Source organism: Knoellia sp. AC549 (assembly GCF_979258975.1).
The window spans coordinates 378,872-397,136 of record NZ_OZ409890.1; the positions used below are offsets into that span (position 1 = coordinate 378,872).

An 18,265-nucleotide genomic window follows, 5' to 3' on the forward strand; every position below is an offset into this window, starting at 1 on the left:
GAGCAGGCTAGACGGCGCTCGTGCCTGCAGCCGCGCCGAGGTCGTAGACGTCGTGGGGCCGGGCCACCTCGACACCGGGCCAGAACGGCTCGGCCTGATCACGGCATACATCTCGGTCGTTCCACGCCGGCATGTGCGTCAGCACGAGGCGCCTGACTCCCCCGGCCTCGGCGGCGGCACGCGCCGCACGGCTCCCGGAGAGGTGAATGCCGCGGACCTCGTCGCGTCCGTCGACGAAGGCCGAGTCCGCGAGCACGAGGTCGGCGTCGCGCATGAGCGGTTCGAGGTTGTCGCAGGTGTCGGTGTCCCCGGTGTAGCAGAGGACGGCCCCCTCGGCCTCGACGCGGAAGCCGAAGGCCTCGACCGGGTGGTTCACGGCATACGGAGTGATCGTGAACGGGCCGACGGTGACCGGGACGCGGTCACCGAGCTCGGAGAAGGCGAAGACCCCGTCCATGCCGCCCTCCTCGAGGCCGTGGTACATGAGCGCCATGCGAGACGCGGTGCCGTGGGGACCCCAGACGGGGAGTCGTTTGCCCGGCGCTCCGGCCGGGGCGTAGTGGTGCGCCACATAGAGGCCACACAGGTCGGCGCAGTGGTCCGGGTGCAGGTGCGTGAGGAAGACCGCGTCGAGGTCTCGCGGGTCGAGGTGCCGCTGCAGCGGGCCCAGGGCACCGGAACCGAGGTCGAGGAGGACGTTCCACGTGCGATCCCCGGCGTCCACCGACACGAGATAGCTCGACGCGGCCGATTCGGGTCCCGCGAACGACCCGCTGCAGCCGATGACGGTGACCCTCACGCGATCACCGCCGGGACGCCGATGGCGGAGGTGAAGATGTGGCCGAAGTTCGGACCGAGCCCGAGGAACCGCAGCGCCAGCCGGCGGAACTCCTGCGGGTCGCCCGTCGTCGTGAACCCGTGCTCCGGGGCGGGGCGGTCGTCAGGGCGGAGGAGGTCGGCGTCCGCGAGCACGCGATAGAGCTCCTTGGCCGTCTCCTCGGCGGAGGACACGAGCGTGACGTCAGGCCCCATGACGTAGGAGATGACACCGGCGAGCAACGGGTAGTGCGTGCATCCGAGGATGAGCGTGTCGACGTCCTGGTCCTGGAGGGGGGCGAGGTAGTCGCGGGCCACGTTCCTCAGCTCCGCGCCGCCCGTCACGCCCGACTCGACGAAGTCGACGAAGCGCGGACACGGCTCGCTCGTCACCCGGAGGTGCGGGGCGGCCGCGAAGGCGTCGAGGTAGGCGCGCGACTGGTGCGTGCCGAGCGTGGAGATGACGCCGATCCGACCGCTGCGCGTGGCTCCGGCGGCGCGACGGACCGCCGGTCGGATGACCTCGACGACCGGCACGTCGTAGCGCTCCCGCGCGTCGTGGAGCACGGCGGCACTGGCGGTGTTGCAGGCGATGACGAGCGCCTTGACGCCGTGCGCCACGAGGCGGTCGAGGCACTCGAGCGCGAGGGCCCGGGTCTCGGCGATCGGGCGGGGGCCGTAGGGCGTGCGGGCCGTGTCACCCAGATAGGCCACCGACTCGTGCGGGAGCTGGTCGAGGACGGCTCGCGCCACCGTGAGACCGCCATACCCGGAGTCGAAGATTCCGATGGGAGAGTCAGGCACCGCACAAGGTTATGCGCTGCGGTCGGCACCGGGCAGCATCGCCGTGGCGAGCGTCTCCTGCAGCCACGTGAGGAAGTCGTAGACCGACATGGCGTGCGCCCGAGGATCGTCGTCGTCCACGTCGGCGAGCTCCTGCTCGAGGCGGTCGACGTCGGCGTCCTCGCGCAGCCCGAGGCGCTCGCCGAGGACGAGGCGCACGTCGGTCAGGGCGATGACCATGTCGATGGCGGCGCGCTCGTCGAGCTGCACCCCCGGACCGGGCGCCCGGAGTGAGCGGATCGCGGACTCGAGGTGGCCGGCCTTGCGCTGCCGCAGGCCGTGCTCAGTGAGCCGCCGGAACTCGGCCGAGGCCTGGTCGTCGGCCCGGTTCCCGGCCGGGAGCAGCCGCTCGAGAGCCGGGTCGCGGTCACCGAACGAGCGCGCGTCGCTGGGGACGGGCCGGTCGTCGGGCACCTGGTCCTCGGCGGAGACCGAGACACCCATGCCGAGACCGCCCAGGCCCGAGACGATCGCCGCGAAGTCATCGTCGCCCGACTCGCCCGCAGGGCCGGTCTCGACGCCCGCCACCGGCTCCGGCGCGACGAGGGCGTGAACCTGCTCCATGAGCCCGGCGACGACGGCACGTTCGACGGCATCGAGCTTGGCGGCATACCGGACGTTGGTTCCCTTGCCCTTGCGGGCGAACGCGCGCGCCATCAGTCAGTCGTCCTTCTGGCTGGTTGTGGCGCCCTTGCACATGCGGACGTTCGCTCGGAACATCAGTCGTCCTTCTGGAAGGTGGCCCACAACCCGTAGCCCTGCAGGGCCTCGGTGTCGCTCTCCATCTTCTCGCGCGAGCCGTGGGAGACGACGGCACGACCCTTGGTGTGCACGTCCATCATCAGCTTCTCGGCCTTGGTCCGGTCGTAGCCGAAGTAGCTCTGGAAGACGTAGGTCACGTAGGACATGAGGTTGACCGGGTCGTTCCAGACGAGCGTGATCCACGGGACGTCTGGCGCGACATCGGTCGAGGAGGAGGTGATCTCCTCCTGCACGGGCGCGATGGACACGGCTCCCACAATAGGGTGCTGGGGGTGAGCCTCTCCTCCCCTGCTCCTGCGTCCTCGACCGCGCCATCGACGGCCCTGCTGACCGACCACTACGAGCTGACGATGGTCCAGGCGGCCCTGCGGTCGGGGGCGGCGTCTCGACGCTGCGTCTTCGAGACCTTCGCCCGGCGACTGCCCGACGGCCGGCGCTACGGCGTGGTTGCGGGGACCGGACGGCTGCTGGACGCCATCGAACGCTTCCGGTTCGACGATGCCGACATCGCAGCCCTGCGGGCCGGGGGCGTGGTCGACGACGAGACGCTCGACTTCCTCGCCGGCTACCGCTTCGAAGGGGACATCTGGGGGTATGCCGAGGGCGACGCCTACTTCCCCGGCTCACCGGTGCTCGTGGTCGAGTCCGACTTCGCCCACGGAGTCGTCCTCGAGACCCTCGTGCTGTCAATCCTCAACCACGACAGCGCTGTTGCGAGCGCGGCCTCGCGCATGACCGGAGCCGCAGGCACCCGGCCGTGCATCGAGATGGGGTCTCGACGCACGCACGAGGAAGCCGCAGTGGCAGCTGCGCGGGCGGCATACATCGCCGGGTTCGCGACGTCTTCGAACCTCGAGGCAGGCCGCCGTTGGGGGGTGCCCACGTCAGGGACGGCTGCGCACGCGTTCACGCTGCTCCACGACGACGAGCGAGAAGCCTTCGCGGCGCAGGTCGAGGTGCTGGGTGTAGGCACGACCCTGCTCGTCGACACCTATGACGTCGAGAAGGCCGTCGAGATCGCCATCGAGGTCGCGGGGACCGAGCTGGGCGCGGTGCGTCTCGACAGCGGGGACCTCCTCGTCCAGGCGCGTGAGGTCCGCGAGCAGCTGGACTCGCTCGGCGCCAGGAACACGCGCATCGTCGTGACGTCGGACCTCGACGAGTTCGCCATCGCCGGACTGGCCGCGGGGCCGGTCGACGCCTATGGCGTGGGCACACAGCTCGTCACCGGGTCCGGTGCGCCCACCGCGGGCATGGTCTACAAGCTCGTGGCCCGCTCTGACGACTCCGGCGAGATGGTCGGCGTCGCGAAGGCGAGCAAGGACAAGACGTCGGTCGGTGGGCGCAAGTACGCCCTGCGGCGGCGCAGTACCCGCGGCATCGCCGAGGCCGAGATCATCGGGATCGGCGAGCCGCCCGACGACGACGGGGACGACCGCCCACTGCTCGTGGAGTACGTCCGGGGCGGGGACGTCGTCGGCGGTCAGCACGCGGAGCTGGCCACGGCGCGCGATCGGCACGAGGCGTCGGTTGCCGAGCTGCCTCGGTCGGCGCACCAGCTGAGCCGCGGCGAGCCGGCGATCCCCACCACCTACCTCTGAGGGCCCTCCTCTTCTCACAGTGGCGCCAGCCCGGCTGTGCGGCCGGCGTTACGGATGATTTACCTGGGCCGCAGGGTTCGGAAACACGCCTTGGGCAGGGTCTGGCCCCATGGAGACCACCACCCCCACCGCGCAACCGGCCCCTGCCGGCACTGCCGCTGCGGCCCCCGCCGCCACCGCCCCTGAGACGCGTCCCGGTCGCTGGATCGAGCACTGGGACCCCGAGGACACCAGCTTCTGGCAGTCCACCGGCCGCAGCGTCGCGCGCCGCAACCTGGGCTTCTCCGTCTTCGCCGAGTTCCTCGGCTTCTGCGTCTGGGCCCTCTGGTCCGTCGTCGTGCCGCTGCTGCCCGCAGCCGGCTTCTCGCTCACTCTCAACCAGCAGTTCTGGCTCATCGCCGTCCCGAGCCTCGTCGGCGCGACCATCCGCATCCCCTACACGTTCGCCGTGCCGGCGTTCGGCGGCCGCAACTGGACGATCATCTCGTCGCTGTTGTTGTTGCTTCCGGCGTCGGCTCTCGCGTTCATCGTCACCCGGCCAGAGACGTCGTTCGGTGTCCTGCTGCTGTGTGCCGCCCTGGCAGGCTTCGGAGGCGGCAACTTCGCCTCCTCGATGACCAACATCTCCTTCTTCTTCCCGGAGGCCGAGAAGGGGAAAGCGCTGGGGCTCAATGCTGCTGGCGGCAACCTTGGCACCGGCATCGTCCAGATGGTCGTCCCCGCGGTCATCGCCATCGGTGCCGGTGTGCACCTCGAGCGCGCGGGGCTGATCTTCATCCCGCTGGCGCTGCTGGCCGCCGTCGGCGCCTGGCGGTGGATGGACAACCTCACCGGGATCAGGGCTGACTACAGGTCCTTCGCCCTCGCGACGAAGAACCCCCACACGTGGATCATCTCGTTCCTCTACATCGGGACCTTCGGCTCCTTCATCGGGTATGCCGGTGCGTTCCCGACGCTGCTCAAGACCCAGTTCCCGACGGCTCCCCTCGGGCTGGCCTTCATCGGTGCTCTCATCGGGGCCCTGACCCGCCCGCTCGGTGGCATGGTCGCGGACCGCCTCGGCGGCGCACGAGTGACCATCGCGTCGTTCGTCATCCTCGCCGGTGGCGCCCTGGCGGCGATCGAAGGGCTGCAGGCCAAGAGCTTCCCGCTCTTCTTCGGCGCCTTCCTCGTGCTCTTCACCGGCGCTGGCATCGGCAACGGTGCGACCTACCGGATGATCCCCGCGGTCTTCCGTGCCGGGGTGTCCGCGGAGGCGCTCCCCGCCGCGCGCAAGGCGGCGGCCGGCTGCATCGGCATCGCCGGAGCCGTGGGTGCCTATGGCGGCTTCTTCATCCCGCGCGGCTTCGCGATGGCCAAGGACACCTATGGGTCGCTGGTCCCGGCGTTGTACGTCTTCGTGGCGGCCTACGTCCTCATGGCCCTGACCGTGTATGCCGTGTACCAGCGCCGTGGTTCCGCGCTGGCCTCGGAGACGATCTGACGTCTCCATGACCACTGTTGCCACGCACTGCCCCTACTGCGCCCTGCAGTGCGCCCAGACGCTCACGCCGGAGCCCACCGGCGTGAGCGTCGCCGGGCGTGACTTCCCGACCAACCGGGGAGGGCTGTGCCAGAAGGGCTGGACGAGTGCCTCGGTGCTGCGTGCGCCGGACCGGCTCACGACTCCGTTGGTGCGCAGCGCGTCGGGCGAGCTCGAGCCCACGTCGTGGGAGGCGGCGCTCGACCTGGTTGCGCTGCAGCTCAGGGCAGTCCGCGCCGAGCACGGTGCCGACGCGGTGGCCGTGTTCGGCGGTGGCGGGCTCACCAATGAGAAGGCCTACCAGCTGGGGAAGTTCGCCCGGATCGCCCTTGGGACGGCGAACATCGACTACAACGGACGGTTCTGCATGAGCAGTGCGGCAGCCGCTGCCAACCGCTCCCTTGGGATCGACCGGGGTCTCCCCTTCCCGCTCGCCGACCTTGGCGGCGCCCAGGCCGTCCTGCTCCTCGGCAGCAACCTCGCCGAGACGATGCCCCCCGCCGTGGCGCACCTGGCGGGCGCCCGGGCCAGGGGTGGGCTCGTGGTCGTCGACCCGCGGGTCAGTGCCACGGCGTCCCTGGCGGACAACGGTCAGGGACTTCACCTTCAGCCGGTGCCCGGGACCGACCTGGTCGTCCTCCTCGGAATGCTCCACGTGACGTTTGCCGAGGGACTGGCCGACACGGCATACATCACTTCTCGGACGACGGGGGTCGACGACGTCCGTCGGCTCGCGGCCGCCTGGTGGCCCGAACGCGTCGAGCAGGTTGCCGGAGTCCCGGCGATGCTGCTGCGCGAGACCGCTCGGCTGCTCGCGGCGGCGAGCCCGTCACGGGGCGGCACCGGTGCCTACATCCTCACCGGGCGTGGCGTCGAGCAGTCCTCGCAGGGCACCGCGACCGTCAACGCCGCCATCAACCTCGCCCTGGCGCTGGGCCTGCCCGGACGGGTCGGCTCGGGCTACGGCGCCATCACCGGCCAGGGCAACGGCCAGGGCGGGCGTGAGCACGGGCAGAAGTCCGACCAGCTCCCGGGATATCGGATGATCGACGACCCTGCGGCGCGGGCACACGTCGCCTCGGTGTGGGGCGTCGACCCGGGGATCATCCCCGGCAAGGGCAAGCCCGCGGTCGAGCTGCTCGACTCGCTCGGACGCGAGGACGGCCCGCGTGCACTGCTCGTGCACGGAGCCAATGTCCGGGTGTCTGCGCCCAACGCCAACCACGTGGGCGACCGTCTCGACGCGCTGCAGCTCCTGGTTGTGTGCGACGTCGTCCCGTCCGAGACCGCGCAGCGTGCTGACGTCGTCCTGCCCGTGCTGCAGTGGGCAGAGGAGGAGGGCACGATGACCTCGCTCGAAGGACGGATCTTGCGTCGTCGCAAGGCGATTGACGCACCCAGCGGTGCGCGGTCCGAGCTCTGGCTGTGGCGCGAGCTCGCTGAGCGGCTCGACGCTCCTGGCACCTGGGACACAGACGCGTCCCTCGTCTTCGACGAGCTCGCCAGGGCCAGCGCGGGTGGTCGGGCCGACTACAGCGGCCTGAGCCACGAGCGTCTCGACGCCGAGCCCGATCTCTACTGGCCGTGCCCGGCGACGGACGGAGCCCCACACCTCGGAACGCCTCGGCTCTTCCTCGACGGCTTCCCGACGGCTGACGGACGCGCGCTCTTCGTCGCCGTGGACGACCACGGACCCGCCGAGGACGTGCGCTCCGGTGCGCCCATCCACCTCGTGACGGGGCGGGTGCTCCAGCACTACCAGTCAGGGGCCCAGACCCGACGCGTCGACGCCCTCGTCAGTGCGTCGCCCGCAGCCTTCGTCGAGATCCATCCGATCCTCGCCGACCTGCACGGCATCGCCGCGGGCGCCCTCGTCAGCCTGACGAGCAGCCGTGGTGTCGTGACTGCCCCCGCCCGCATCACCGAGTCGGTGCGCCCGGACACGGTCTTCATGCCGTTCCACTGGGCCGGTGCCGAGAGCGTCAACCGCGTCACCAACGACGCCACCGATCCCATCTCGGGCATGCCCGAGTTCAAGGTCTGCGCGGTCATCGTGGCCCGCGCCGACTCCCCCGCCACCTCGGAGCTCGCCGAGCTTCCGAACCGCCACGGAGGTTCTGACATGAGGCTCGTCGTCATCGGCAACGGCATGGTCGGGTCACGGTTCGTCGAGGACCTCCTGAGACGCGACACCGTGGGCAAGTACGACATCACCGTCATCGGGGCCGAGGGATGCGAGCCCTACAACCGCGTCCTCCTCAGCGAGGTCGTCGCCGGACGCTACGACCTGACGTCCCTCACGCTGCCGACCCCGCACCACCCTCGGCTGACCGTGCTGCGAGGCACCGCGGCCGCGTCGATCGACCGTGACGACCGCGTCGTGACGACGACCGACGGCAGCCGACACCGCTACGACCAGCTCGTGCTCGCCACCGGCGCCGCAGCACGCATCCCTCCCCTCGCGGGCCTGGACAGCGGCACCGGCACGCTCCCCCTCGGCGTGCACTCGCTGCGCAGCATCGACGACGCCCGCGAGATCGTCGCGGCCACGCTCAACTCCCGTCGCGCCGTCGTCCTGGGCGCCGGCGTCCTCGGGATCGAGGCGGCGAGCGGACTGGCTCAACGCGGCTGCGCCGTGACGATCATCCATCCGGCTGAGGCTCTCATGGAGCGCCAGCTCGACGGGTCCGCGAGTCGCGTCCTCGCGAGCGCCATGCCCGAGCTCGGCATCCACCCGCGTGTCGGCGTGGGAGCGGAAGCCGCGGTGGTCGCGAACGGGCGACTCACCGGCATACGTCTCACCGACGGCGACGTCGTCGAGTCCGACCTCCTGCTCGTCGCCACGGGAACGATCGCCAACACCGAGCTCGCCGCCGAGGCCGGGCTCGCCTGTGAGCGCGGCATTGTCGTCGACGACGCGTCGAGCACGGCCGACGCCCGCATCTTCGCCATCGGTGACTGCGCCCAGCCACCAAGCGGAGCCATGGGGCTCGTCGCACTCGGATGGGACCGGGCCCGCGGCCTCGCCGACCGTCTCACCGGAACCGCCCCGCGCAGCCGCGGGTCCGACACCGCGATCAGCGACATCGTGCGCGTCAAAGCCCATGGGCTCGACGTCGTGACCATGGGTGTGTGCGGTGGCTCTCGCACCGACGATCCCGCGCAGCGCACGCTGAGCCTCTCGGACCCGGACGCCGGTCGGCACGTCGAGGTCGTCGTCTCGGGCGACCGGCTGGTCGGCGCCACCTGCATCGGCGCGGGGCAGGTGGCGGCCGACCTCGTCGCGGCCTACACCCGGCGCACCCCGGTCCCCAGCGACCCAGCCCGCCTGCTCCTCACGGCGTTGTCCGCGGCGCCGGTGGCGGCCACGACACCTGACGCACTGACGGACGACGCGGCCGTCTGCCGCTGCAACAGCGTGACGAAGGCCGAGATCATGACGGCCCACGCCTGCGGTGCGCGGTCCGTCGACGACATCGCCAGGGCGACCCAAGCCACGACGGGATGTGGCGGCTGCAAGGACGAGGTCTGCGGACTCCTCGGCTGGCTGAACGAGAAGCCCGCGGCCACTGCCGCGGTGTAAGCCTGTGCCTTCGCCGCTCCAGCATCCCGTTGGGTCACCAAGGTGTCGCCGACGGAGATGTGTCTTGCCGGCCCTGTCTGCGGGATGAGCGTGTGGTGGGAACGGGACACGCGTGAGCATCAGCTCTGCCGGGACCGCCCTCGGCTCACAGCCGTTCGACGCGGTCTGCCTGTGGTCCTCGATCGCTCTGTCGCACCTGATAGCGGACCCGATCGCCCTGCTCCAGCGCCTCTGCGCCTCTGAGCACCGACACGTGCACGAACAGGTCCGCGCCTCCCGCGTCCGGGGAGATGAAGCCGAATCCCCGCTCCGCGTCGTAGCGCGCGACCACTCCCTCTCCGCCGCGCGCCGGGACGTCGGATGCGTCCCGGCGTCCCGATCGAGCGTGGGTCGTCGACGTCGCGGGTGCGCCCCGAGGTGTCGAGCTGCGTGCGAGGCGCACATCGCGAGCTTGCGGGCCCTTCTCGCTCACGACGACGGCATACGTCACCCGGTCCCCCTCGCCCAGCTCAGGGAGCCCATCGGCCAGCTCCCGGACGTGGACGAAGACATCGGGGCCGCCCGAATCGGGGGTGATGAAGCCGAAGCCCTTGCCCCCGTCGTACCAGGACACGGTGCCGTCCGCCCCGTCGGATGCCACGGCCTGCTGGGCAGCCTGGGCTCCCAGTGGCAGCAGATGGTCAGCTTGCGGTCCCTTCTCGCCGTCGACGACGAGGAAGGCCACCCGCTGCCCCTCCGAGACCACGCCGCCGCCCACGATGGCCGAACTGTGCACGAAGACCTCGGCTCCACCGCCGTCGGGCGTAATGAACCCGTACCCCTTGGAGGGCTCGTACCAGGAGACGGTGCCGAGCACGCCCAGTGGTGTGTCGCGGGCCTGGTCGCCTGTGACCCGGACGCGGCGCGCCTGCGGACCGCGGTCCCCCTCGCCCACCTCGAACTCGACCACCTGACCCTCGCGGAGCAGCTTCATCGCGTCGTTGCTGACGATCTCGGATGCGTGCACGTACAGGTCCTCTACATCCTCACCGAGGGCGATGAAGCCGAACCCCCGCTCGGCATCGAACCAGCGGACGGTTCCCTCGGTCACGGCTGACTCCTTCTCGAAGCTACGGTCGGTTTCCCCCAGTGTCCCGGACGGGACGGCGCCCGACGCCCAACGCCCGACAAGTGCCCGCACGGTCCTGGCACGCCCGACCCACGGATGCGGCAATTGCGGACGCTGCTTAGGCGGTGGCGAGCCGAGCGCAATGGGTCGGATGATTTGGCTGGTTGTGGCGCGGTCAGCTGCGGCGCGGGCCCTCAGGCTCGTTCGAGGTCGGGTCTAGGCGTGCGGGCAGGACGCTCCACTCATGGGTTGGTGAGTGTGTCGAGGAACGCCATGTCTTCGGCAAAGACGTCGGACACGATGTCAGGGCTGGTCGACCTTCCTCTTCGTGGCTGCGGTGGGCCGGACTGCCTCGAGCTGAGCGGTGACAGCCCAGGTCGCCAACAGTTGGAGTCCGTCGTGGCTGGGGGTGCCGGGGGCGGCGGAGAAGGCCAGCAGCTGCAGGCCCGGTTCGGAGGTGAGGTCCATGGCCTCGAAGGTGAGGTCAAGGTCTCCGACGATGGGGTGGTGCACGTTCTTGGTCCCTGTGCGGTGCACCCGTACGTCGTGTGATGCCCACAGGGTGCGGAAGAGGTCGCTGCGGGTGGCTAGCTCTCCGACCAGGTCAGTGAGGATCCGGTCGTAGGGTGCGCGGCCTGCCTCGGCTCGCAGGAGGGCGACGATCTGGTGGGCGTTGCTCTCCCAGTCCCGGTAGAAGGTCGTGGCGCGAGGGTCCAGGAAGGTGAACCGGGCCGCGTTCATCGGCCGTTGCGGCAGCACGAACATCTCGGAGAAAAGCGCTGCGCCGAGCCGGTTCGTAGCCACGGCTTCGAGGCGGCCGTTCTGGACGAAAACCGGTACGTCGTGCATGGCGTCGATCAGCTGCAACACGTTGGCCTGGACCTGCTGAGCACGTGTGGGCCCTCGGCGGCGCCCGGGGTTGTTGCCTTGATTCGCAGCGCGCACCAGGTCGTAAAGGTGGGCGTGTTCGGCCTCGTCGAGCTGCAAGGCCCGGCTGACCCCGTCTAGGACGGCTTGGGAGACGCCAGTCCCATTGCCCCGTTCGAGCCGGACGTAGTACTCGGTGCTCATCCCGGCGAGGAGGGCAACCTCTTCACGGCGCAGGCCTTTCACGCGGCGTCGTCCCCCGAAGTCGGGCAGGCCCGCTTGGGCGGGGGTGAGGCGTTCCCGACGTGTCGTCAGGAAGTCGCGCAGGTCGTTCCGGGGGTCCATGGGTTCGACTTTAGGCACCGCACCCAGACGCCAGGGAGTCACTGGCATTAACCCCATAGGTAGTGACTCCCTGCGCGGTCGCGGGCCGTCTTGACTGGAGCACATCACTCCAGAAAGGCACTCCCCTCATGACTGACTCCACCCCCGGCACCTCGGCTGTCTGGTTCATCACCGGCGCGGCCCGCGGGATGGGCATCGACCTGGCCAAGGCCGCTCTCGACGCCGGCCACCGCGTCGTCGGAACCGCCCGCGACTCTGGCAAGGTCACCGCCGCCCTTGGCCAGCACGACAATCTCCTCGCGGTCTCCCTCGACGTCACCGACCCGAACGCCGCACACGCCGCCGTCGCCGCGGCCGTCGAGCGGTTCGGGCGCATCGACACCCTCGTCAACAACGCCGGCAACTTCTATGCCGGCTACTTCGAGGAGATCAGTGACAGCCAGTTCCGGGCCCAGATGGAGACCAACTTCTTCGGCCCCCTCAACGTCACCCGGGCCGTCCTGCCCGTCCTGCGCCGGCAGCGAAGCGGCCAGGTCGTCACCATCACCTCAACCGCAGGCATCGTCGGAGGGGAGTTCTGCGCGGCCTACGCCGCTTCCAAGTTCGCCCTCGAGGGCTGGATGGAGTCCCTGCACTTCGACGTGGCCCCCTACGACATCACCACCACCGTGGTCGAGCCGGGCTTCTTCCGCACCGAGCTGCTCGTCGAAGGCGCCTCGTCGATCTGGCCCGAGCTCTCGATCAAGGACTACGCCCCACGCACAGCACAGACGATCACCGCCTGGAAGGCCATGAACGGCCAGCAGGGAGGGGACCCCGCCAAACTCGGCCGCGCTCTGGTGCAGGTGATGGCCCTCGACGAGCCACCGCTGCGCTGGATCGCCGGCGCCGACGCAGTCGCCGCGGTCGAGCAGAAGGCGAACGAGCTCCTCACCCAGGCCGACGCCCACCGCCAGCTGTCCTCTTCCCTTGCCCACGACGATGCCTGAATCCCGCCACCCCGCCCGACTCACCAGCTCACGAAAGACACCCGCCATGAAGAAGACCCTTGCCTCCCTCGCCACCGTGACGGCCGCCGTGGCCCTGAGCGCCTGCACCACCACCCCTGACACCGAGGCGCCGGCAGGCACCGCCGCACCGTCGCAGCCATCGGCCGCACCCGCGACGGCTTCACCCTCCTCGAGCCCGTCAACCACCCCTCAGACCTCGGGTCAGGACACCGCCGTAACCATCACGGCCGGGAACCAGACCTTCGAGGCAACTATCAACGACAGCCAGGTGTCGCGGGACTTCCTGGCCACCCTGCCCGTGACGCTGCCCTGGGAGCGGAACGCGGGCATCGAGTACATCACCGAGCTACCCGCCCCGATGACTGAAACGGGACCGTTCTACACCAGCGTCGAGGCCGGCGACATCGTCTACTACAACCCGATGGACAGCATCACCATCATCTACGCCCCGACCTCCTCAGTCCCCACCCTCACCAAGATGGGAGAGGTCACCTCCGACCTCGCCGCCTTCGAGAACCTCCCCGACAACGTCGAAATGCTCATCGAGCGCAAGTAGAGCACTGCCAGGGCCGGGCAGCCTCCGACACGGCGCGCTGCGGCTGCTAGCCAACTGGAACGCCAAACCCTCTTCCGCACACCACCACTGAAGGATTGAACCCTCATGCACAACGCTCACCTCGGCGCCCTCGACGTGTCCCGCATCGGTCTGGGCGCCATGACCATGGCCGGCACTTACACCACCGAAGGCGCAGTCGACGACGCCGAGTCCATCCGCACGATCCACCGAGCCTTCGACCTGGGCGTCACCCACGTCGACACCGCCGAGATCTACGGGCCTTTCCACAGTGAGGAGGTCGTAGGTCAGGCCGTAAGGGGTCGCCGCGACCAGGTCGTCATCGCCACCAAGTTCGGCCTTGTCCAGCACGGCGAAGGGGACCCGACCCCCGGCATCACCGACAGCAGCCCCGCCAACATCCGGGCCGCCGTCGAGGGCTCTCTGCGCCGGCTCGGTACCGACTACATCGACCTCTATTACCAGCACCGCGTCGACCCGGGCACGCCCATCGAGCACACCGTGCAGACGCTCGCCGAGCTTGTCGTCGAGGGCAAGATCCGACACATCGGCCTGTCTGAGGCCAGTCCGGACACCATCCGCCGCGCGCACGCCGTGCACCCGATTAGTGCCCTGCAGACCGAGTACTCGCTCTGGACCCGCGACGTCGAAGCCGAGATCCTGCCGTTGCTGCGCGAGCTCGGCATCGGCCTCGTCCCCTATTCGCCTTTGGGCCACGGCCTCCTCACCGGTCAGATCCGCACCGTCGCAGACTTCGCCGACGACGACTGGCGCAAGACAAATCCCAGATTCACTGGCGAGAACTTCCAACGCAACCTCGCGATCGTCGACGAGGTCAAGGCCATCGGAGCCGAGAACGGCGCCACCCCCGCGCAGACAGCGCTGGCGTGGCTGCTCACCCGAGGCCACGACATCGCCCCGATCCCCGGCACCCGTCGCGTGTCACGCGTCGAGGAGAACACGGCAGCGGACGCCGTCGAGCTGACACCCGACCAACTGCACCGGCTCGACCACCTCGACCCCGCCGCCGGCGAGCGGCACGACAAAACCAACATGGCAGCAATCGACCGCTGACCGCGCCAGAACGGGGCCCGCATGCCCTCCGCCGAACATCCTCAATTCGGCATGAGAGTGAAGCCTGATGACGCCACTGCCACTCCCCGTCTACTGACGCGCTCTCATGGAATGAAATCGGCTGGGCCGATCACAAGGGTCCGATGAACACACGAAGAGCCAGCACTCGGCGGCGGCCACGAGCAGAGACTTCGCAGGCGCTGATCTGCCTTGGAACCATCGCGCTCGCAATCTCACTGCGGGGCACCCCGGTGTGTGAGGACCGTTTTACGTAGGGGAAACAGTTGGACGACCGTCCCGAAACGGCCCATGCCTAGCGTCGTCACCATGCTCGAGGCACCGCACATCAAACAGCTCGTCGTCGTCGGCGGCGGCATGGTGGCACGACGACTCATCGACGCCCTCCGTGCCCGCGACGAGACCGGGCAGTGGGCGGTGACCCTGCTCTGTGAAGAGCCGCGCGCACCCTACGACCGCGTCGCCCTCACGTCCTACTTCACCGGGCGCCACCCCGAGGAGCTCGCCCTGGGTGGTCAGGAGATCTGGGACGACCCACTCGTCACGCTCAAGCGTGGTGTCAAGGCCGGCAGCATCGACCGCGACGCACGGACGGTGACCACAAACGGTGGCGCGGTCCTGCCGTATGACGCCCTCGTGCTGGCAACCGGTTCGTATGCCGCCGTGCCCCCCGTCCCCGGAAAAGACCTCCGGGGCGCCTTCGTCTACCGCACCATCGACGACGTCGCCGACCTGCGCGCCTTCGTCGAGAAGCGTCGTGAGGAGCTCGACCGCCCGGTGCGTGGCGCGGTCGTCGGTGGTGGCCTCCTCGGACTCGAGGCAGCGGGCGCCCTCCAGGCACTCGAGGTCGAGTCGACGGTCGTCGAGTTCGCGCCGCGCCTCATGCCGCTCCAGGTCGACGAGGGTGGCGGCGCAGGCCTCAAGCGCCTCATCGAGGGCCTCGGCGTCACGGTGCGCACGTCGACCGCGACCTCCAAGATCGTCGGCGCCCGCGGGACGGTCTCGCGCATGGAGTTCGCCGAGGGACCAGCGCTCGACGTCGACGTCGTCATCTTCGCCGTGGGTGTCCGACCTCGGGACGAGCTCGCCCGGGCCGCCGGACTCGAGGTGGGCGAGCGCGGCGGTGTCGTCATCGACGACGCCTGTGCTACAGCCGATCCCGCGATCTGGGCCATCGGCGAGGTCGCCAACATCGGCGGCCGTTGCCTCGGCCTCGTGGCTCCCGGCTACACGATGGCCGAGATCGTCGCCGACCGGCTGCTCGGCGGTGAGGGCACCTTCCCCGGCGCCGACCTGTCGACCAAGCTCAAGCTTCCTGGGCGTCGACGTCGCGAGCTTCGGTGACGCGTTCGCGCAGGAGCCGGGCAGCCTCGAGGTCGTCATCTCCGACCCGGTCGGTGGCGTCTACAAGAAGCTCGTCATGTCCGACGACGCCCGCACCCTGCGTGGCGGCATCCTCGTGGGTGACGCCAGTGCGTATGCCGCCCTGCGTCCGATGGTGGGCCGTGAGCTGGGAGGGGACCCCGCGGCATACCTGCTCCCCGAAGGAAGTGGACCGGCGCCGGCAACGGACCTGCCGGAGGACGCAACCGTCTGTTCGTGCAACAACGTCACGGCCGGGGCCATCCGGTGCTCGGTGACCGACGGCGGCTGCACGGACCTCGCCGGCGTCAGGGCCTGCACCCTGGCCGGCACGAGCTGCGGCTCCTGCCTCCCCCTCGTCAAGAAGCTCGTCACGACCGAGCTGGAGAAGTCCGGTGTCGAGGTCAGCAAGGCTCTCTGTGAGCACTTCGACCTCTCCCGCGCCCAGCTCTTCGACGTCGTGCGAGTTCAGGGGCTCACGACCTTCAGCGAGATCATCGCGACCCACGGACGCGGCCGTGGCTGCGACATCTGCAAGCCCGTCATCGGCTCGATCCTCGCCACGCTCGGCACCGGTCACATCCTCGAGGGTGAGCGAGCGACGTTGCAGGACACCAACGACCACGTCATGGCCAACCTGCAGAAGGACGGCTCCTACTCCGTCGTGCCGCGCATCCCTGGCGGTGAGATCACGCCTGAGGGGCTCATCGTCATCGGCGAGGTCGCCAAGGACTTCGGGCTCTACACCAAGATCACCGGTGGCCAGCGGATCGACCTCTTCGGGGCTCGCATCGAGCAGCTCCCCAAGATCTGGACCCGCTTGGTCGACGCTGGCTTCGAGTCCGGCCATGCCTACGGCAAGTCGCTGCGCACGGTGAAGTCGTGCGTCGGGTCGACCTGGTGCCGCTACGGCGTGCAGGACTCGGTCGGCCTCGCGATCGCCCTCGAGCTGCGCTACCGCGGTCTGCGCTCGCCGCACAAGATCAAGCTCGGTGTCTCCGGGTGCGCGCGCGAGTGCGCCGAAGCCCGCGGCAAGGACGTCGGCGTCATCGCCACCGACAACGGTTGGAACCTCTACGTCGGTGGCAACGGCGGATTCACCCCCAAGCACGCGCAGCTCCTCGCCGAGGACCTCGACACCGAGACTCTCGTGCAGGCGATCGACCGCTTCCTCATGTTCTATGTGCGCACGGCTGACCGGCTCCAGCGCACGGCTGCGTGGGTCGACGACCACGAGGGCGGGCTCGAGGCGATCCGCGCGGTCGTCCTCGACGACTCCCTCGGCATCGCCGCCGACCTCGACGCGGCCATGGTGACCCACGTCGACGGCTACGAGGACGAGTGGGCCGCAGCGCTCGCCGACCCCGAGAAGCTGCGCCGCTTCGGGTCCTTCGTGAACGCGCCCGACCAGGCCGACGACTCGTTCGCCTACGTCGCCGAACGCGGCCAGCCCCGCCCTGCCACCGCGGAGGAGCGCGCCGGCGGCGTGCTCATCGCCGGCACCACCCTGGAGGTCCGCCGATGACCATCGACGTCGCGACGCAGGAGCTCACCCTCGCGATCCCAGGGTGGATCGCGGTGTGCCGACTCGACGACCTGGCGCCGGAACGCGGCTCTGCGGCCCTCGTGGGCGGCGAGCAGGTCGCGCTCTTCCGCACCCATTCGGACGACGTGTATGCCGTGCAGCAGCTCGACCCTTTCTCCGGCGCCTTCGTGATGTCCCGAGGGATCGTCGGGACTCGTGGAGAGGCACCGACCGTGGCCTCGCCGATGTACAAGCAGGTCTTCGACCTGCGCACCGGCGAGTGCCTCGACCCCGTGGGCAAGGAGCCGCAGCCCCTGCGGACCTGGCCCGCGGAGGTGCGCGACGGCGTCGTGCACGTCGCTCGTCCCGAACCTCACGGCGGGAGGGTGACATGACGACTCTGCTGGGCGTCGACCTCGTCGGCCGTCCGGTCCTCGTGGCCGGCGGAGGGCCGGTCGCGGCGACCAAGGCTGCGGCGCTCGTCGCCGATGGTGCCGTCGTGCACGTCGTCACGCCGGTCGTCTGCGAAGCCATGCTCGACCTCGTCGCCGAGGCGTCGGTGACCTGGAGCCAGCGCGAGGTGGCGCTCGATGACGTCGCCGGCACCTGGTTCGTCGTCGCGGCCACCGGTGACGTGTCGGTCGACCGAGCACTGTGCGAGCAGGCCACCGCAGCACGGGTCTTCAGTGTCTGTGCCGGCACCTCGGAGCACGGCACCGCCCGCAGCCCGGCGGTCACCGACCACGCCGGCGTGAGGGTGGGCGTCGTCTCGACCGGGCGCCCTGACCCGGCTCGGGTGGTGTCCATCCGCAACGCCCTTGCCCTGCACCTCGAGAGCGCCGACCTGGACCTGCGCGCCCGACGCAGGCGGCCCGACAGCGACGGGCGGGTGATCCTCGTCGGGGGTGGACCGGGCGCGGGCGACCTCATCACCGTGCGCGGACGTCGGGCCCTGGCCGAGGCGGACGTCGTCGTGACTGACCGGCTGGGCCCCACCGCCCTGCTGCGCACCCTCCCCGTCAGCGTCGAGGTCATCGACGTGGGCAAGACCGCCGGTCACCACCCGGTTCCCCAGCACGAGATCAACCGCCTCCTCGTCGAGCACGCCCAGCGCGGGCGCACCGTCGTGCGGCTCAAGGGAGGCGACCCGTTCGTCTATGGCCGTGGCGGCGAAGAGGTCCTGGCGTGCCGCGGGGCCGGGGTCTCGGTCGAGGTGGTCCCCGGCGTGAGCGAGCTCTGAGCGCTCCGGGGGCGG

General features: G+C 70.0%; 13 protein-coding genes and 3 pseudogenes. 10 read left to right on the plus strand and 6 right to left on the minus strand.

Annotated features, from left to right (window positions below; translation table 11 throughout):
- Positions 1 to 7: 7 nt before the first annotated feature.
- The 4 genes from ACZZ98_RS01805 to clpS all read right to left on the minus strand — a co-directional run bounded on the left by ACZZ98_RS01805 (position 8) and on the right by clpS (position 2,669).
- Positions 8 to 799 carry an MBL fold metallo-hydrolase gene (locus ACZZ98_RS01805; RefSeq protein ID WP_463514681.1) on the minus strand — a complete coding sequence of 264 codons (792 nt, stop codon included), beginning with the start codon at positions 797 to 799 and terminating at the stop codon, positions 8 to 10.
- Positions 796 to 1,620, minus strand: a complete 825-nt coding sequence (gene murI, locus ACZZ98_RS01810) for a glutamate racemase (protein WP_463514682.1) — start codon at positions 1,618 to 1,620, stop codon at positions 796 to 798. Before murI ends, ACZZ98_RS01805 begins: the two co-directional genes overlap by 4 nt.
- Before the next feature lie 9 nt (positions 1,621 to 1,629).
- The gene (locus ACZZ98_RS01815; RefSeq protein ID WP_463514683.1) at positions 1,630 to 2,316 is read right to left on the minus strand and encodes a DUF2017 domain-containing protein; all 687 of its coding nucleotides are present in this window, start codon (positions 2,314 to 2,316) and stop codon (positions 1,630 to 1,632) included.
- Between the two features lie 62 nt (positions 2,317 to 2,378).
- A complete protein-coding gene (gene clpS, locus ACZZ98_RS01820; RefSeq protein ID WP_380085249.1) occupies positions 2,379 to 2,669 on the minus strand; it encodes an ATP-dependent Clp protease adapter ClpS in 291 nt (96 codons plus the stop codon).
- Between the two features lie 24 nt (positions 2,670 to 2,693).
- On the opposite strand from clpS, the gene ACZZ98_RS01825 reads away from it, so the two are divergent.
- From ACZZ98_RS01825 to ACZZ98_RS01840, 4 genes and pseudogenes are all read left to right on the plus strand, one after another.
- Entirely contained in the window at positions 2,694 to 4,022 is a 1,329-nt protein-coding gene (locus ACZZ98_RS01825; protein ID WP_463514684.1) for a nicotinate phosphoribosyltransferase, read from the plus strand.
- Between the two features lie 109 nt (positions 4,023 to 4,131).
- On the plus strand, positions 4,132 to 5,505 hold the full coding sequence (locus tag ACZZ98_RS01830) for an MFS transporter (RefSeq protein WP_463514685.1): 1,374 nt from the start codon (positions 4,132 to 4,134) through the stop codon (positions 5,503 to 5,505).
- A 7-nt stretch (positions 5,506 to 5,512) separates the two neighbouring features.
- Positions 5,513 to 7,636, plus strand: a pseudogene (locus ACZZ98_RS01835) (molybdopterin oxidoreductase family protein); the annotation flags it as partial.
- 45 nt (positions 7,637 to 7,681) lie between these two features.
- A pseudogene (locus ACZZ98_RS01840) lies at positions 7,682 to 9,127 on the plus strand (FAD-dependent oxidoreductase); the annotation flags it as partial.
- Positions 9,128 to 9,272: 145 nt separating this feature from the next.
- On the opposite strand, the gene ACZZ98_RS01845 reads toward ACZZ98_RS01840, so the two are convergent.
- Together ACZZ98_RS01845 and ACZZ98_RS01850 are read right to left on the minus strand one after the other, a co-directional pair.
- On the minus strand, positions 9,273 to 10,217 hold the full coding sequence (locus ACZZ98_RS01845; protein WP_463514686.1) for a cold-shock protein: 945 nt from the start codon (positions 10,215 to 10,217) through the stop codon (positions 9,273 to 9,275).
- A 321-nt stretch (positions 10,218 to 10,538) separates the two neighbouring features.
- A complete protein-coding gene (locus tag ACZZ98_RS01850; RefSeq protein WP_463514687.1) occupies positions 10,539 to 11,447 on the minus strand; it encodes a helix-turn-helix domain-containing protein in 909 nt (302 codons plus the stop codon).
- Between the two features lie 128 nt (positions 11,448 to 11,575).
- Here ACZZ98_RS01850 and ACZZ98_RS01855 point away from each other — a divergent pair, with 128 nt between their 5' ends.
- From ACZZ98_RS01855 to ACZZ98_RS01880, 6 genes and pseudogenes are all read left to right on the plus strand, one after another.
- Positions 11,576 to 12,436, plus strand: a complete 861-nt coding sequence (locus tag ACZZ98_RS01855) for an SDR family oxidoreductase (RefSeq protein WP_463514688.1) — start codon at positions 11,576 to 11,578, stop codon at positions 12,434 to 12,436.
- Between the two features lie 46 nt (positions 12,437 to 12,482).
- A complete protein-coding gene (locus ACZZ98_RS01860) occupies positions 12,483 to 13,013 on the plus strand; it encodes a cyclophilin-like fold protein (RefSeq protein ID WP_463514689.1) in 531 nt (176 codons plus the stop codon).
- Positions 13,014 to 13,118: 105 nt separating this feature from the next.
- Complete coding sequence (locus ACZZ98_RS01865; RefSeq protein WP_463514690.1) at positions 13,119 to 14,105, plus strand: aldo/keto reductase; 987 nt, start codon at positions 13,119 to 13,121, stop codon at positions 14,103 to 14,105.
- Between the two features lie 327 nt (positions 14,106 to 14,432).
- A pseudogene (gene nirB, locus ACZZ98_RS01870) lies at positions 14,433 to 17,010 on the plus strand (nitrite reductase large subunit NirB).
- Entirely contained in the window at positions 17,007 to 17,405 is a 399-nt protein-coding gene (gene nirD, locus ACZZ98_RS01875; protein ID WP_463514691.1) for a nitrite reductase small subunit NirD, read from the plus strand. The pseudogene nirB and the gene nirD overlap by 4 nt, the downstream one beginning before the upstream one ends.
- Complete coding sequence (locus ACZZ98_RS01880; RefSeq protein ID WP_463514692.1) at positions 17,402 to 18,250, plus strand: SAM-dependent methyltransferase; 849 nt, start codon at positions 17,402 to 17,404, stop codon at positions 18,248 to 18,250. The genes nirD and ACZZ98_RS01880 overlap by 4 nt, the downstream gene beginning before the upstream one ends.
- Positions 18,251 to 18,265 lie beyond the last annotated feature (15 nt).